At 63.5% G+C, this 15,236-nt stretch carries 14 protein-coding genes; 4 read left to right on the top strand and 10 right to left on the bottom strand.

The window, feature by feature from the left end; translation table 11 throughout:
- Nucleotides 1–74: 74 nt before the first annotated feature.
- From Y887_RS08760 to grxD, 4 genes are all read right to left on the bottom strand, one after another.
- The gene (locus Y887_RS08760) at nucleotides 75–3,332 is read right to left on the bottom strand and encodes a TonB-dependent receptor (RefSeq protein ID WP_084725974.1); all 3,258 of its coding nucleotides are present in this window, start codon (nucleotides 3,330–3,332) and stop codon (nucleotides 75–77) included.
- Nucleotides 3,333–3,701: 369 nt separating this feature from the next.
- Nucleotides 3,702–4,301: a YhgN family NAAT transporter gene (locus tag Y887_RS08755; protein WP_046963961.1), complete on the bottom strand. Its 600-nt coding sequence runs from the start codon at nucleotides 4,299–4,301 to the stop codon at nucleotides 3,702–3,704.
- On the bottom strand, nucleotides 4,298–5,041 hold the full coding sequence (locus Y887_RS08750) for an SDR family NAD(P)-dependent oxidoreductase (RefSeq protein ID WP_046963960.1): 744 nt from the start codon (nucleotides 5,039–5,041) through the stop codon (nucleotides 4,298–4,300). The genes Y887_RS08755 and Y887_RS08750 overlap by 4 nt, the downstream gene beginning before the upstream one ends.
- Complete coding sequence (gene grxD, locus Y887_RS08745) at nucleotides 5,038–5,358, bottom strand: Grx4 family monothiol glutaredoxin (RefSeq protein WP_039420602.1); 321 nt, start codon at nucleotides 5,356–5,358, stop codon at nucleotides 5,038–5,040. The genes Y887_RS08750 and grxD overlap by 4 nt, the downstream gene beginning before the upstream one ends.
- 121 nt (nucleotides 5,359–5,479) lie before the next feature.
- On the opposite strand from grxD, the gene Y887_RS08740 reads away from it, so the two are divergent.
- Nucleotides 5,480–6,058, top strand: coding sequence for a superoxide dismutase (locus Y887_RS08740; RefSeq protein WP_046963959.1), 579 nt, complete (start codon nucleotides 5,480–5,482; stop codon nucleotides 6,056–6,058).
- A gap of 136 nt (nucleotides 6,059–6,194) precedes the next feature.
- Here the strand turns inward: Y887_RS08740 and Y887_RS08735 are convergent, their stop codons facing one another.
- Both Y887_RS08735 and purE read right to left on the bottom strand, forming a co-directional pair.
- Nucleotides 6,195–7,340, bottom strand: coding sequence for a 5-(carboxyamino)imidazole ribonucleotide synthase (locus tag Y887_RS08735; RefSeq protein ID WP_046963958.1), 1,146 nt, complete (start codon nucleotides 7,338–7,340; stop codon nucleotides 6,195–6,197).
- Nucleotides 7,337–7,840, bottom strand: coding sequence for a 5-(carboxyamino)imidazole ribonucleotide mutase (gene purE, locus Y887_RS08730; protein WP_046963957.1), 504 nt, complete (start codon nucleotides 7,838–7,840; stop codon nucleotides 7,337–7,339). Before purE ends, Y887_RS08735 begins: the two co-directional genes overlap by 4 nt.
- Before the next feature lie 58 nt (nucleotides 7,841–7,898).
- Here purE and Y887_RS08725 point away from each other — a divergent pair, with 58 nt between their 5' ends.
- From Y887_RS08725 to Y887_RS08715, 3 genes are all read left to right on the top strand, one after another.
- Nucleotides 7,899–8,168, top strand: a complete 270-nt coding sequence (locus Y887_RS08725; RefSeq protein ID WP_046963956.1) for a Trm112 family protein — start codon at nucleotides 7,899–7,901, stop codon at nucleotides 8,166–8,168.
- Nucleotides 8,165–9,046, top strand: coding sequence for a carboxylating nicotinate-nucleotide diphosphorylase (gene nadC, locus Y887_RS08720; RefSeq protein WP_046963955.1), 882 nt, complete (start codon nucleotides 8,165–8,167; stop codon nucleotides 9,044–9,046). The genes Y887_RS08725 and nadC overlap by 4 nt, the downstream gene beginning before the upstream one ends.
- A 63-nt stretch (nucleotides 9,047–9,109) precedes the next feature.
- Nucleotides 9,110–10,162, top strand: a complete 1,053-nt coding sequence (locus Y887_RS08715; RefSeq protein WP_046963954.1) for a DUF2272 domain-containing protein — start codon at nucleotides 9,110–9,112, stop codon at nucleotides 10,160–10,162.
- 892 nt (nucleotides 10,163–11,054) lie between these two features.
- On the opposite strand, the gene pnp is transcribed toward Y887_RS08715, so the two are convergent.
- The 4 genes from pnp to rbfA form a co-directional block, all read right to left on the bottom strand.
- Nucleotides 11,055–13,169 (bottom strand): polyribonucleotide nucleotidyltransferase, encoded by a 2,115-nt coding sequence (gene pnp / locus Y887_RS08710; protein ID WP_046963953.1) that lies wholly within the window; start codon nucleotides 13,167–13,169, stop codon nucleotides 11,055–11,057.
- Between the two features lie 168 nt (nucleotides 13,170–13,337).
- The gene (gene rpsO / locus Y887_RS08705) at nucleotides 13,338–13,598 is read right to left on the bottom strand and encodes a 30S ribosomal protein S15 (RefSeq protein WP_003485583.1); all 261 of its coding nucleotides are present in this window, start codon (nucleotides 13,596–13,598) and stop codon (nucleotides 13,338–13,340) included.
- Between the two features lie 156 nt (nucleotides 13,599–13,754).
- Nucleotides 13,755–14,681: a tRNA pseudouridine(55) synthase TruB gene (truB, locus tag Y887_RS08700; RefSeq protein ID WP_046963952.1), complete on the bottom strand. Its 927-nt coding sequence runs from the start codon at nucleotides 14,679–14,681 to the stop codon at nucleotides 13,755–13,757.
- A gap of 79 nt (nucleotides 14,682–14,760) precedes the next feature.
- Entirely contained in the window at nucleotides 14,761–15,153 is a 393-nt protein-coding gene (rbfA, locus tag Y887_RS08695) for a 30S ribosome-binding factor RbfA (protein WP_046963951.1), read from the bottom strand.
- Nucleotides 15,154–15,236: the final 83 nt, after the last annotated feature.

Here is a 15,236-nt window from a genome sequence, read left to right as displayed (position 1 = left end):
TAGCGTACTCACCCGCACAAAAGAAAACGGCCGGGAGAATCCGGCCGTTTTTGCTGCTTATGTCACCAGCTGCATTAGAACTTGTACTTCAACGTCACCTGCATCGACCAACGCGACACGCCAGTGTTGCCCTTGTCGTTGTTGTTTTCCTGCACCGTCGGCTCGTCGGTGATGCCGGTGAAGTTGTAGATGTACTTGCCGGTTGCAGGATCGATACCGGCATAGCTCGCCACTCGTGCGGTGGAATTGAAGCCGTAGTCTTCGATGCGGCCCCACTTCTTGTTGAGGAGGTTACCGACATTCATGATGTCCAGCGCCAACTCAGTCTTGTGGCCTTCGAACAGGCCCGGCAGCTCCTGACTGACGTGCAGATCGAAGCTGTTCACCCACTTGGTACGGAATTCGTTTGCGGGGGCAATCTGTCCCTTGTACGCAGCCAACTCGGGATTTTTTGCCAGCCAATCGAAGAAGCGCTGCTCCATTGCGGCTCCGCCCACCCACTGGACGTCGCCAGGCCCCTTCGGCACGTAGAACAGGTCGTTGAAGTAGCCTGCCCCGGAGGTAGAGGCGGCGTCGCCGTTCAAGTCGTTGTAGTAGATGTAGCTAAACGGACGACCCGAACGACCTTCGTAGAACAACCCCACGCTGGTGTTGTACTTGCCGAAGAACGCCTTCTTCCAGTTGATCGAGCCAGTGATACGGTCCTTGATCGCATAACGCGAATCGTAAGCCACGTTTTCATTGGCAGTGCCGATCAGCGTGCTGCCCCAGTTTGAAGTGTTCTGCGAACTGGTCAGAGGACTGACTTCAGTGGACTCTGTGTAGGTGTAGGCAAGCGACCAGCCCCAGGTTTCCGTAAGCGGCTTGTTCAAGCCAATCGTGAACTGGGTGCCTTCGCCCTTGTCAGTATTGCGCATGAGCATCACATCGCCCATGTCGCTTGGACGATTGGCCTTGCCGCTTACGACCTGACCACCACCCAGGTTTTGACCGTTTTGTACGGAAGTATTGGTACCAGTCGAAGGGCGGTAACCCGCAGCGTTCCAGTACAACTCACGACCATCCTGACCAATACGGGTCGCCGCAACACCAGCCTGGTTGTACAGGTCCAGACGCTCGAAGTAGATCGCGTTATTGACCTTGGTGTACAGCACCTCAGCCGAAGCGACGATGCCATACCAGGGCAGCTCATGGTCGAAGGCGAGATTGGTCTTCCACACCGATGGCAGCTTGAGATCGGGCGCAGCGATATCCACGTTCTGGCGAGCACCGGCCCCAGCGGTCGGTATATACGGCGGATTGGTGTTCGGGGTAAAGATACCGACCGGATTGTTGACCGTGTACTCGGTGTAGTTCAGGCCGGTGTTCTGGTACACACCTGCCAGCCATACATTCGGTGCGGCACCGCCAAACAGACCCAGGCCGCCGCGCAGCTGTGTAGGACGATCGCTGTCGAACGTGTAGTTGAAGCCGAAGCGCGGCTGCACCAACTTGTCGTCAGGCAGCTGGGTATTGTCGTAGCCATATAGCGCCATGATGCGCGGGTTGTACAGGCGTTGATCACTGAAGTCGGGCATGTCGATGCGTACGCCGCCCTGCACGGTCAAATTGTTGTTGACCGCCCAGCTATCCTGAATGAACAAGCCAGTATTCTTCAGCGTGTACTCGGCCGGGATGTCGTCATAACTGCCACCGGGACGCGGCGCACGCACGATGTACTGATTAACACGGCCGGCTGCGAAGTCATCGAGATTATTGAACAAATACGCGCCATTGAGGTTGCGACCGTAATAGTTCAGCAGGTCATTGTTCGAATAGTCGAAACCGAACTTGACGGCGTGGTCACCCACATACCATGTCGCAGCACCGAAAGCACTCAACTCCTTGCTCTCGACCGCGTTGACGTGGGAGTTCTGTTCGGTGCCAAAATATAACGAATTGTTGGCAATCCCGCCGAAACCGCGGACCTGAATTTGCGGCAAAGTCGAGTTCGGCTCGCGGATCGAAGAGTATTCCTTGTGCGAAAGTTTGAATTCGGTGGAGAAGTTCTCGGACCAGTCGCTGAACAGCTCGCCCATCCAGGATTCATACGTCTTCGGCTGCTGATACCAGAAGGTGCTCAACGAGACAGCGCTATTGGTGATCTGCGGGAAGCGGACCACGTTTTGCTCAAGCTTGTTGTAACGCACAGCGGCGCGATGATTGTCGCTGATGTTCCAGTCGATTTTCAGCGCATATTCTTCGACTTCGGTCTTGTTGGCAGGCTGGCTCAGCGAACCCGCGTCGAAGCCGTAGCCGGTTGCGATCTGCTGCGCACGAGCGATATCGGCATCGGTGATGCTGCCTCTGCCATACGGAGAATCAGTCAAGCTGATACCCGGCGCCGAACGCTCCATCTTTTCGTAGTTGGCAAAGAAGAACAGCTTGTCCTTGACGATCGGCCCACCCAAGGTCATGCCATAGGTTTTTTCATCATCGAAGCCATTGAAGCGAACGCCTTCCAACTCCTTGCGGACCATATCCTTGTCGCGATACGCGTAGTACACGGTGCCGCCAAAGTTATTGGTGCCCGACTTGGTTACCGCGTTGATTACTGCGCCGGTACCGCCAGAAATGGTGGTGTCATAATTGGCGACATCGATATTGATTTCCTGGATGGCATCCATCGACACCGGCTGACGCTCGGTCGGCAGATTATTGGACTCCAAACCAAACGGATCGCCTGCACCAATACCGTCGATACGAATCGCGTTGTAGCGCGTATTTTGACCGCCCACCGAAATTGCGCCATCGGCTTTGCTGACCTGCGAAATACGCGGATCGAGACGGATGTAATCTTGGATATTGCGATTGACCGACGGCAGCGATTCGATGGTCTCGCGAGACACGTTCGTACCGGTACCCATCTTATAAGCGCTAAACAGCTCCGAGCCACCCGCGACAGCCATGACCTGCACGGCTTCGAGATTGGTGGCGGCGATGTCGCCTGCCAAATCCGCATTGACCGTGTTGACCTGATTCAGGTTGAGGTAAACGCCCTCTTCGGTCTTGGTACCTTCACCCGATTTGGTGATGGTGATCGTGTACGGCCCACCCACACGCAGGCCGCGCGCGTTATAGCGTCCGCTGGCATCGGTGGTGGCGCGGCTGACGGTACCCGATTCGACGTGGGTGATCGTGACTTCGGCATTCGGCACCGGCTGACCGCCGCTGCTGGTGACCAGGCCAGCGACGCCGGCGGAGGTGCTCTGCGCAAATACGGGAGCGGCGGCGAGTGCGGCAACGAGACCAAGCGTGAGCTTGGACATGCGGAGACAACGGGGGTGGGTCATTTCGGTGGCCTCGATACAGGTTGGGCAGTGACAAAAGCGCAGTCAGCCCAACCGTTCCCGGGGGTGGGCTGCCGATGATCTGGGGTCCCTCGCCGAGCGGCTGGTTGCTGCCGCAACGGTTAACAACAGATTAACACGCTAAGGCCTGATTGTGACGGCGGCGTGACAAAGTTCGCGCACTGCAACATGAACTTCGCATGTGAAGGCGCAACAGCCTGATTGCGCAAGATCGCAGCGGGAGCGAGACCTGCGTCTCGACTGGGACGAATTCGGGCGTCGAAGGCCGGCAGGACTGCCAGTTGGCCCGGTTTGCGCAAAGGAGCGCGCGTCGCGCCGAGGCCTGTGCCGGCCCCTGATATGACAGCGCCCTTAAATCGACACCGGCAGCTTGAAGTACGTCCCCAACCCGTCCAAAAACATCTGGACGGAAATGGCGACCAGCAGCATGCCCATCAGCCGCTCGATCGCGGTCAGTGCGCGGTGGCCGAGCAGTTTGTACAGCAACGGGGCCGAGGCCAGGATCGTGGAGGCGCCGATCCAGGCGATCATCAGCGCCAGGCTCCAGTCCCACAGACGCGTGGGTTCGTTGCTGCCCATCAGCATGACCGCGGCCATGCCGGACGGTCCGGCCACCAGCGGAATGGCCAGCGGCACGATGAAGGGTTCGCCGTCTGGGATCTCGCCCATCAGGCCTTCCGGGCGCGGGAAGATCATGCGGATGCCGATCAGGAACAGCACGATGCCGCCGGCGATCGCCACCGATTCCTGCCGCAGATGCATCAGTTCCAACGCGTATTTGCCGCCCCACAGGAACGCCATCAGCACGATCAGGGCGATCAGCAACTCGCGCGCGAGCACGAAGCGCTGCCGCTTCGGCGGCAACGGCTTGAGCACGCTAAGGAACACCGGAATGTTGCCCAGCGGGTCCAGGATCAGGAACAGCAGCAAGGCCGCCGACAGAATGGTCATGCGCAAGGGCTCCAGATCGCACCGCGGTGCGGAGCACCTGCCATGGACAACAAGGTGACACAGGCAGACGCGTAACAAACGGGGTCGGCCGCCTCGCTGTCTTCCTGATGGGTAAAGGCGCGCGCGCGCAGTGCGGTGCGCATCGGCCCTGGTTGCAGACCATGGACGCGCACCGGGCCGGCTGCGGTTTCGTGGTGCAGACTGGCGATCACGCCGAGCTGCGCGTGCTGGGCGGCGCCGTAGGCGCCCCAGTACGCCTGACCGACGCGCACCGCATCGTCGACGACGAAGACCACGGCCGCGTCGCCCTGCTGCCGCATGAGCGGCAGGCAGGCCTGGGTCAACCAGGCGCGTGCGGTGAGGTTGACGTGGATGCTGCGTGCGAAGTCCGCAGGCGCCGCAAGCTCGGCGGGCGTCAGCCCGGCGAAGTCGGCCGCGCAATGCAACAGCCCATGGACACCACCCAATTCGGACTGCAGCCGCTGCGCCAAGGCAGCGTAATCATCGGGTGTCGCGCCGGCCAGATCGAGGGGATACAGCAACGGCTCCGGACCCAGCGTGGCCACCGCATCGTAGACGCGCTCCAGCGGACGCAGCTTGCGTCCCAGCAGTACCACGGTCGCCCCTGCGGACGCGCATGCCTGTGCAGCGGCAGCGCCCAGCCCACCGGCCGCGCCGGTGATCAGCACGACCCGGCCGCTCAGTGACTGCGATGGACCATGGTCCTGCAACGCACTCACGGCTGATACGCTTCGGTGACGATGCGCTTGAGTTCGCCGGCTTCGAACAGTTCCAGCGTGATGTCGCAACCGCCAATCAACTCGCCATGGATGAACAACTGCGGAAAGGTCGGCCAATTGGAATAGCGCGGCAGATTGGCGCGGATCTCGGGTTCTTCCAGCACGTTGACGGTGCGCAGCTGATCGGCGCCGGCGGCGATCAACGCCTGCACCGCGCGACTGGAAAACCCGCACATCGGAAACTGCGGGGTGCCTTTCATGAACAGCACGATCGGGTGTTGTTCGACTTCGGCCTGGATCCGTTCCATCACCGGCATTGGACTCTCCTGACTGGGAGCGGCAGGCCCGACCGCCGGGTCGGATAGACTTCCGCAAAGGCGCGCATTGTAAGCCTTCAGCGCGACCTGTCGCCGCACTCCCTTCGCTGCCCTTGCCATCATGCCGATCGAACACCTTGCACTGCCCTACTCCCGCACCGCTCTGGAGCCACACCTATCTTCCGCAGCCCTGGAGGCGCACCACGGCGTCTGTCATCGCGGCGAGGTCGAACGGCTCAATACGCGCATCGAAGGCAGCGAATTTGCCGAGCTGACGCTGGAAGAGATCATCGCGCAGGCGCAGGGCACGTTGTTCCATCTGGCCGCGCAGGTGTGGAACCACAATTTCTATTGGCAATGCCTGCGGCCACGCGGTGGCGGCGAGCCGCTCGGCAAGCTGGCCGACAGCATCGGCAGATCGTTCGGCGATTTCGTGCACTTCAAACAGGAATTCAATCGCGTCGCCTTGAGCAGCTTCGGCTCGGGCTGGGTCTGGCTGGTACAGCGCCCGGACGGCGGGTTGGCCGTTGTCGCCACGCCCAACGCCTCCACGCCGCTGACCGGGCCGGATACGCCGCTACTGGCATGCGACCTCTGGGAACACGGGTACTACCTGGATTACCAGCAGGACCGTGCGCAGTATCTGGAGGCATTCTGGAAGCTGATCAACTGGGATTTTGTGGCCAGCCGGCTGAGCTGACAGGCGAGTCTGGTCGCCGATGGACCGCCGACCGATGCACCCGACCGCACGCCCTCCGCCAAAGTGCAAGCCACCAGCACTACGACCATCGCGCCGCCTCGCTGCTGCGTCGCGATGTCTCGGGATCGGCTGACACTCAGCCTTCGCGCAGGCGCGCAATCACCGGTTCAACTTGCGCAGTGCGCTGCAGCGCCATCCCGGCTTCGACGAGCGCCTTTTCCAGCGCCTGCGAGGTGTCGGCACGCAGCGTTGCATGGCCCACCTTGCGACCCTCGCGCGACTGCTTGCCGTAGTCGTGCCAATGCCCACCGGGCACCGCCAGAAATGCGGCAGCGTCCGGCATCGCGCCCAACCAGTTGAGCATGCAGGCATGACCGCGCATCGCGGTGCTGCCAAGTGGCAGGCCGAGCACGGCGCGCACATGATTTTCGAACTGCGAGGTCTCGGCACCTTCGATGGTCCAATGCCCGGAGTTGTGCACGCGCGGCGCCATTTCGTTGGCGAGCAACTGGCCATCGCGCACGAACAGTTCCAGCGCGAAGACACCTACGTAGTCCACGCGCTCGGCGATCGCACGCGCATGCGCCTGTGCCGCGGCCTGCAAGCCGGCATCCACACGCGCCGGCGCAAGACTGGCCGAGAGCACGCCGTCCACATGCCAGTTCTCGGTCAGCGGCCACGCGCGGAATTCGCCATCGCGCCCACGCACGGCCACCACGCTGACCTCGCGCTCGAACGGCACGAAGGCTTCCACGATCAGGCCGACCTTCGCTGCCTGCGCGCCCAGTGCGTCCCACGCGGCATCGGCATCGGCCAGCGTCTTGATGCGGAACTGGCCCTTGCCGTCGTAACCGAAGCGGCGCGTCTTGAGCACGCAGGGCGTACCGATACGCGCCAAGGCCGCGTCGAGCCCGGCGCGGTCGTCGATGGCGGCAAACTCCGGCACCGGGATACCGAGCGCGCGGAACAGGGTTTTCTCGCTCAGCCGATCCTGCGCCACCGCCAAGGCATCCGGGCGCGGCAACACCGGCAACTGCGCGGCAAGTTGCTGCGCGCTGGCGGCCGGCACGTTCTCGAAATCGAAAGTGATTGCATCCACCTGCGCGGCGAATGCAGCGAGCGCGGCAGCATCGTCGAACGCGCCCACCTGCAGCGATGACAGCTGCCCTGCGCAGGCATCGGCCGCAGGGTCGAATACCGCAAACCGCAGCCCAAGCGGTGCGCCGGCCAGCACCAGCATGCGCGCCAACTGGCCGCCTCCCAGAATACCGAGCGTGGTCATTGGCGCGGGTCGTCGCTGGCCATCACATCGTCGGTCTGTTTGGCACGGAACTGCGCCAGCGCCTGACCGATCTGGACCTGCTCCGGCGCCAGCATCGCGGCCGCAAACAACGCCGCGTTGGCGGCGCCGGCGTTGCCGATCGCGAACGTGGCCACCGGGATGCCGGCCGGCATCTGCACGATCGACAGCAATGAGTCCATGCCGTTGAGCGCCTTGGACTGCACCGGCACGCCCAGCACCGGCACCGCCGTCTTGGCCGCCAGCATGCCCGGCAGGTGCGCTGCACCGCCGGCACCGGCAATGATGGCGCGCAAGCCGCGCGCGCCAGCTTGTTCTGCGTAGGTGAACAACACGTCCGGGGTACGGTGCGCCGAGACCACCTTGACTTCGTACGGCACGCCCAGCGCATCGAGCTTCTGAGCTGCGTGTTGCATGGTCTCCCAATCCGAACGGGAGCCCATCACGATGCCGACCAGCGGCGCGGAGTGGTTGGAGGTCATGGCCCTGCCCTGCGGTAAAGACGTATTCTAGCCAATCTCCACGCAAGACAAGACTTCGATGGATCGCAAACTGCTCGACCTGCTGTGCTCGCCCGACACCCGTCAGCCGCTTTCGCTGCTGGACGGCAAGGGCCTGGAAGCGCTCAACACCGCCATCGCCGCCGGAGCCCTGCAGCGCGCCGACGGCACCGCGCAAAGCCAGCCGCTGCGCGAGGCCTTGATCACCCGGGACCGCAAGCAGATCTTCCGCGTCGACGACGGCATTCCGGTGCTGCTGGCCGAAGAAGCCATCGCCACCGCGCAGATCACTGACTTCCCCGAAAAGTGAGTTCGTTCGTGCGTACCGTGCCTGGAGCGCCGCCAGCGGCGTTGGTCGATGCCGATGTGGCGCGCGCGCTGACCGAAGACATCGGCACTGGCGATGTGACTGCTGCGCTGCTGCCCGATCAAGCCGACAGCGCCTATCTGTTGTGCAAGCAGGACGCGGTGATCGCCGGCCGCCCCTGGTTCGATGCCACCCATCGTGCGCTCGACCCACAGGTACGCATCGACTGGCACGTACACGAAGGCCAGCACGTCGGCGCCGGCACGGTGCTGGCCATCCTGCAAGGCCGCAGCCGCAGCCTGGTCAGTGCCGAACGCACATCGCTGAACTTCCTGCAGACGCTCTGTGCCACCGCCACCGCCACCGCGGCCTATGTGGCCGCAGTGGCAGGCACCGGCGCCCGCATCCTGGACACGCGCAAGACGCTGCCGGGCCTGCGCATCGCGCAGAAATACGCGGTGCGCTGCGGTGGCGGCGACAATCACCGCATCGGCCTGTTCGATACGGTGATGCTCAAGGAAAACCACATCCGCGCCGCCGGCTCGCTCAGCGCAGCCGTGCATGCGGCACGTGCGCAGCAACCGCAGCTGCCGCTGGTGGTGGAGGTGGAAACGCTGGCGCAGCTGCGCGAGGCCTTGCAGGTGGGCTGCACGCGCATCCTCATCGACGACTTCGACCCGGCGATGCGTCGCGAGGCGGTGCGCATCGTTGCCGCGCTGCCGGTGGATCAGCGCATCCCGCTGGAAGTCTCCGGCAGCGTCGACCTGGCCGGCATCCGCGCAATTGCACAGGACGGCGTGGACTGCATTTCCATCGGCGGGTTGACCAAGCATGTGCAGGCGGTGGACCTGTCGCTCAAACTCGGCCCGCCGCCGCACTGATTTCACGTCTGCGCGCGGGCTGCTCTGGCAGCCTGCTGCGATTGCTTTCGTGCAGGATGTTCGATGACCGTAAGACCCTGGCCGTGGATGTGCCTGTTGCTTGCAGGATTGGGAGGCGGCGCTGCAGCTGCAGAAGTGTGCGATGTGCCACCGCGGTTCGGCACCAGCCCCGCAGCGATCGCCATCGTGCGCTCGGCCTGCAATGAGCATCGTCTGTGGCAACATCCGTTCATCGATGCCAAAGGCCGCCTTGCCAGCCTGGGCGTGACCGAAGCCGAATCCGGCTATCTCGCCGACCATGGTGTCGTTGCCTGGCAACGCGTGGCAGGCTATTGGCGCGATAGCGGCACGCTTGCTTCGATGGGCGGACGTCCCGGCGCGTCGAGTTGCGCAGCATTGGATGGGACCCGCTACACCGCCAGCGACTGCCGCGCATTTCTGATCGACAACCCATGGTCGGCCGCCTTCATTTCATGGGTGATGACACAAGCCAGACTGAGCGGATTCCACCGTTCCGCGCGCCATCTGGACTACATCCGCAGCGCATACAACGACGGTGCCACCGGCCCGTACCAGTTTGCCGACCCTGCCGTCGAAAAGCCCGCACCCGGCGATCTGCTCTGCCTGCTGCGCGGGCGCAGCGTGACGCTTGGCTACGCAGGATTGAAGGCCGCATTGGGCGGTAGCGCACCGATGCCATGGCAATCGCATTGCGATGTGGTGGTGGCTGCCAATGTCGGCGGCGATCGCACGCTGTATCTGATCGGTGGCAATGTGTTCAACACCGTCATGATGCGCAAGATGCCGCTGGACCGCTCCGGCCGGGTGGTATTGCCGACGCCGCAATCCGACAACGCGCAGGACCAGAACGAAGACAGCCTTGGCGTCGCCAGCGAATGCACGCCGGCACACGAAGAACTGTGCGACTTCAATCGTCGCGACTGGGCTGCGTTGCTGAAGCTGCGTCCCAATGCGGCGATGCTGGCGCCACCGCCGACCGAACCACTGCCTGCGCCAACCGCACCGCCTGCCGAGCAGACGATGCCACCAGGTTTTCCGCGCGTAGTGCCGCCGCGCCCGGAAACACAGCCGGCGCCGACGCAGCAGCCTGGGTGAGGAAAAAGTCGCCCCCTCTCTCCCTGCGGCGAGGGGGTTGAGGTGAGGGTACGGGGCGAAGGCCTGGCGCGCCTCAACTGCACGAAGCTGCGCCCGCACCCTCGTCCGCCCCTTCGGGGCACCTTCTCCCGAGGGGAGAAGGAACAGATGCGTGGCGCCACGCTCTCGCCCCTCTCCCGCCGGGGCGAGAAGGCACCGTTTGCGCGCCACTTGCGCGCGCCTTGGAGCGACCGCGTCGCAAACGCGGCCTGGGGCGAGGAGCGGGGGGTGGGGTGAGGGTCCGGAGGCGTAGTCCTGGTGCCGTTTCAACTGCACGAGGCTTCGCCCGCACCCTCATCCGCCCCTTCGGGGCACCTTCTCCCGAGGGGAGAAGGAACAGATGCGTGGCGCCACGCTCTCGCCCCTCTCCCGCCGGGGCGAGAAAGCACGGTTTGCGCGCCACTGGTGCGCGTGCCGCCTTGGAGCGACCGCGTCGCAAACGCGGCCTGGGGCGCAGAGCGAGGGTTGGGGTGAGGGTCCGGAGGCATAGCCTTGGCCATTTCAACTGCACGAGGCTGCGCCCGTACCCTCATCCGCTCCTTTGGAGCACCTTCTCCCGGTGGGAGAAGGAAGAACAGATGCATGGCGCGACGCACTAGCCCCTCTCCCGGCGGGAGAGGGGTTGGGGGAGAGGGTACGGGGCGAAGCCCTGGCGCCGTTTCAACTGCATGAGGCTTCGCCCGCACCTCATCCACCCCTTCGGGGCACCTTCTCCCGAGGGAGGAAGGAACAAGGCACGAGATATTCCGAACCGACTCCCGGTGGGAGAAGGAACAAGGCATGGGCTATTCCGAACCGACCACAAAAAAGCGGGCCGAAGCCCGCTTTTTCGTGACGTATCAACCGGCGGCGATTACTCGGCCGACGGCGGAACGCCCTCGCCTTCTTCCACTGCCTTGATCGACAGACGGATACGGCCCTGCTTGTCCACTTCCAGCACCTTGACGCGGACCAGATCGCCTTCCTTCAGCTTGTCGCCGACCTTTTCCACGCGCTCGCTGGAAATCTGCGAGACGTGCACCAGGCCGTCCTTGCCCGGCAGGATGGTGACGAACGCGCCGAAGTCCATGATCTTGGCGACCTTGCCTTCGTAGATGCGGCCCGGCTCCACGTCCGAGGTGATCTGCTCGATGCGCGACTTGGCAGCTTGCGCAGCGATCGCATTGACCGAAGCGATGATGATCGTGCCGTCGTCCTGGATGTCGATCTGCGTCCCGGTTTCCTTGGTGATCGCCTGGATGGTCGAGCCGCCCTTGCCGATCACTTCGCGGATCTTGTCCGGGTGGATCTTGATGGTCAGCAAGCGCGGCGCATAGTCGCTCAGCTCCTGACGCGGGGCGGTCAGTGCATGCGCCATCTCGCCGAGAATGTGCAGACGACCGGCCTTGGCCTGCTGCAACGCCTGCTTCATGATCTCTTCGGTGATGCCTTCGATCTTGATGTCCATCTGCAGCGCGGACACGCCTTCGGCAGTACCGGCCACCTTGAAGTCCATGTCGCCGAGGTGATCTTCGTCACCCAGGATGTCCGACAGCACCACGAAGCGGTCGTTTTCCTTGACCAGGCCCATCGCGATACCTGCGACCGGCGCCTTGATCGGCACGCCGGCATCCATCAGCGCCAGCGAGCTGCCGCAGACCGATGCCATCGACGAGGAACCGTTGGACTCGGTGATTTCCGAGACCACGCGGATGGTGTACGGGAATTCTTCCAGGCTCGGCATCACGGCGAGCACGCCGCGCTTGGCCAGACGGCCGTGACCGATTTCGCGACGCTTCGGCGCACCGAAACGACCGCACTCGCCCACCGAATACGGAGGGAAGTTGTAATGGAACAGGAAGTTTTCCTTGTACTCGCCGCTGACCGCATCGATCACCTGGCCATCGCGGGCAGTGCCCAGCGTGGTGACCACGATCGCCTGCGTCTCGCCGCGGGTGAACAGCGCCGAGCCGTGGGTACGCGGCAGCACGCCGGCCTGCACTGCGATAGGACGCACGGTATCCAGCGCACGACCATCGATACGCACCTTGGTGTCGAGCACCGAGTCGCGCATGGTGTGGTATTCCAGCTCACCGAATTCCTTCGACAGCTCGGCGCTGCTCCAGCCCTCGGAGGCGACGCGGCCGGCCAGCGATTCCATCACGTCCTTCTTGATTGCCGAGATGGCGTCGCGACGCTGCAGCTTGTCGCGCACCTGGAAGGCGCTCGCCAGCTGTGTACCGACGGCTTCCTTCAGCGCGTTGATCAGCGCGGTGTTCTTGGCAGGCGCAACCCAGGTGCTGGGCTTGGTGCCGGCTTCGACGGTCAGCTCGTTGATCGCATTGATGACCTTCTGCAGTTCGCGATGACCGAAGGTCACTGCGCCCAGCATCACTTCTTCGGACAGCAGCGCCGCTTCCGACTCCACCATCAGCACCGCATTGGCGGTACCGGCAACCACCAGCTCCAGCTGCGAATCCTTCAGCTCGGCGATGGTCGGGTTGAGGATGTACTCACCGTTCTTGTAGCCCACCTTGGCGGCGCCGATCGGGCCATTGAAGGGGGTGCCGGCCAACGACAGTGCAGCCGATGCACCGATCAACGCGGCGATGTCGCCGTCGATGTCCGGGTTCATCGACATCACGGTCGCGATGATCTGTACTTCGTTCTTGTAGTCCTCCGGGAACAGCGGACGGATCGGACGGTCGATCAGGCGCGAGATCAACGTTTCCTTCTCGGTCGCACGTCCTTCGCGCTTGAAGAAGCCGCCCGGGATGCGGCCGCCGGCGTAGAACTTCTCCTGATAATCGACCGTCAGGGGGAAGAAGTCCTGCCCTTCGCGCGCGGTTTTTGCGGCGACGGCGGTGACCAGCAGTACGGTGTCGTCCATCTTGACGATGACGGCACCGCTCGCCTGGCGAGCGACTTCGCCCGTCTCCAGGGTGACGGTGTGCTTGCCGTACTGGAAGGTTTTGGTGATTTTTGCCACGGAGGTTTTTTCCTTAGGTGTAACTGTCTTCGTTGGACCGTCGTCGACCCATGCCGAGAACGGGCGGCCGGGAGGCTCCGGCCCATGAACTTGATGATGCGATGACGCGTTTGCGAACGACCAAAACAAAACCGCGGCGCATCGCTGCGCCGCGGCGGTAGGACTCGATTAGCGGCGCAGGCCGAGCTTCTCGATCAACGACTTGTAACGCTCGTTGTCCTTCTTCTTCAGGTAGTCGAGCAGGCTGCGGCGACGGTTGACCATCTGCAGCAGACCGCGACGGCTGTGGTGATCCTTCTTGTGGGTCTTGAAGTGGCCGGTCAGCAGCTCGATACGTGCGGTCAGCAGCGCGACCTGCACTTCCGGCGAACCGGTGTCCTGGGCGCTGCGCTTGTTGTCTTCAATAACTTTCTGGGTGTCGACAGACATGATGTTTACTCGATAGATGCGTGGTCGACAGGAACGTGCATGACGCACCGTCGGACTCGCCGTTTGCTAGGGATGAGCGCGCTTGGCGCTGAGGTGCCCCGATCGGGGCCGCGAAATTGTACCGTCGCAGGACGCCGGGAACAAGTTGACTAAACCTTAACAACCTGCAGTTTCGTTCAGTCCATTGAACAAGCGCTGCGGCGAGAGCCGGCGGTCAGCGTCAACAAGGCCAAGGCCTGACGGGCTTCCGTCCGGGCCGAAAACGGCGACCTGGCCGGCTGGAAATGCCGGATCGCGCAGCCGTTGCCCCATCCGGAAACGGGTCGCATGGGCCTGGTCGAGAGTGATCTGCGCAAAATCGGCCAGCCCGGCCTGGATCGGCAGCAGCAGATCCTCTGCCCGCGTGCCCGATTCCACTGCTGCGCTCAACGCGTCCAGGGTCATCATCTGTGGCGACCGGAACGGCTCTACCCAGAGCCGGCGCAACGAGGCGATATGCGCACCGCAGCCGAGCATCTCGCCCAGGTCGCGGGCCAGGCTGCGGATGTAGGTGCCGGAGCCACAGGTCACGCGCAACTGCAGGCGCGGCGCGTGGTAGCCGATCAACTCGATCGCATGCACGTCGACCTCGCGCACCGGCGCCTCGATCGCTTCGCCCCGACGTGCCTTGGCATACAGCGGCTCACCGCCCTGCTTGAGCGCGGAATAGATCGGGGCCTGCTGCTGGATGCGCCCGATGAACGGGGCCAGGGCCGCGCGCAATGCATCCTCGCTCAGCGCCGGCACGGCGCGCTCGCGCAGCGGCTCGCCGTCGGCATCGTCGGTATCGGTGGTGACGCCCAGTACCACCTCGGCGTCGTACGCCTTGGCCGAACCAAGCAGCAAGCCGGCGATCTTGGTCGCCTCGCCCAGGCATAACGGCAGCAAGCCGGTGGCCAGCGGGTCCAGACTGCCGGTGTGGCCGCCCTTTTCGGCACGCAACAGACGGCGTGCGGCCTGCAATGCAGCGTTGGAACTGAGCCCGGCCGGTTTATCCAGCAACAGGATGCCGTGCAGCGGGCGATAGACGATGCGGGGTTTCAAAGATCGGTGCTCGAATCGGGCGCTGTGCGCGTCCGCGGGAATCCAGGGGCGCGGCAATCTCGCCCAGCCGACACAGCGCTCAGCGCTGCTCGGCGTCCTCATCGCTGGACGTTGCCTGTGGACCGACGTCGTCCAGGTCACGCAGCAGGTTGTCGATGCGTTCGCCACGGTCGACCGAGTCGTCGTAATGAAAGTGCAGCTCGGGCACATGACGCAACTTCATCGCGCGCGCCAATTGCGTGCGCAGCTGCCCGGCGATTTCCTTGAGTCCCTTGACCGCTTCGGCCGAGCGCTCCTGCTGCAGCGCGGTGACGAACACCTTGGCGTGCGCCAGATCGCGGCTGATTTCGACATCGGAAACGCTGACCGACGGCAGGCCGTGGTCGCGCGCGGCCGCGTGCACGATGGTGCCGAGGTCGCGACGCACCTGCGCAGAGACGCGGTCGGTGCGATGGAATGATTTGGTTGGCATGGTCGTGGACCTGGTTGATTCGGAGGGCCAGTTGGCACCGAAGCCAAAAACGAACGTGGGCGGCCATGCCGCCCTCGCCTTGC

The sequence above is a fragment of the Xanthomonas pisi DSM 18956 genome (assembly GCF_001010415.1).
Lineage (GTDB): Bacteria > Pseudomonadota > Gammaproteobacteria > Xanthomonadales > Xanthomonadaceae > Xanthomonas > Xanthomonas pisi.
Note: the sequence above shows the minus strand (reverse complement) of the source record. Positions and strands in the feature narration are given on the sequence as shown.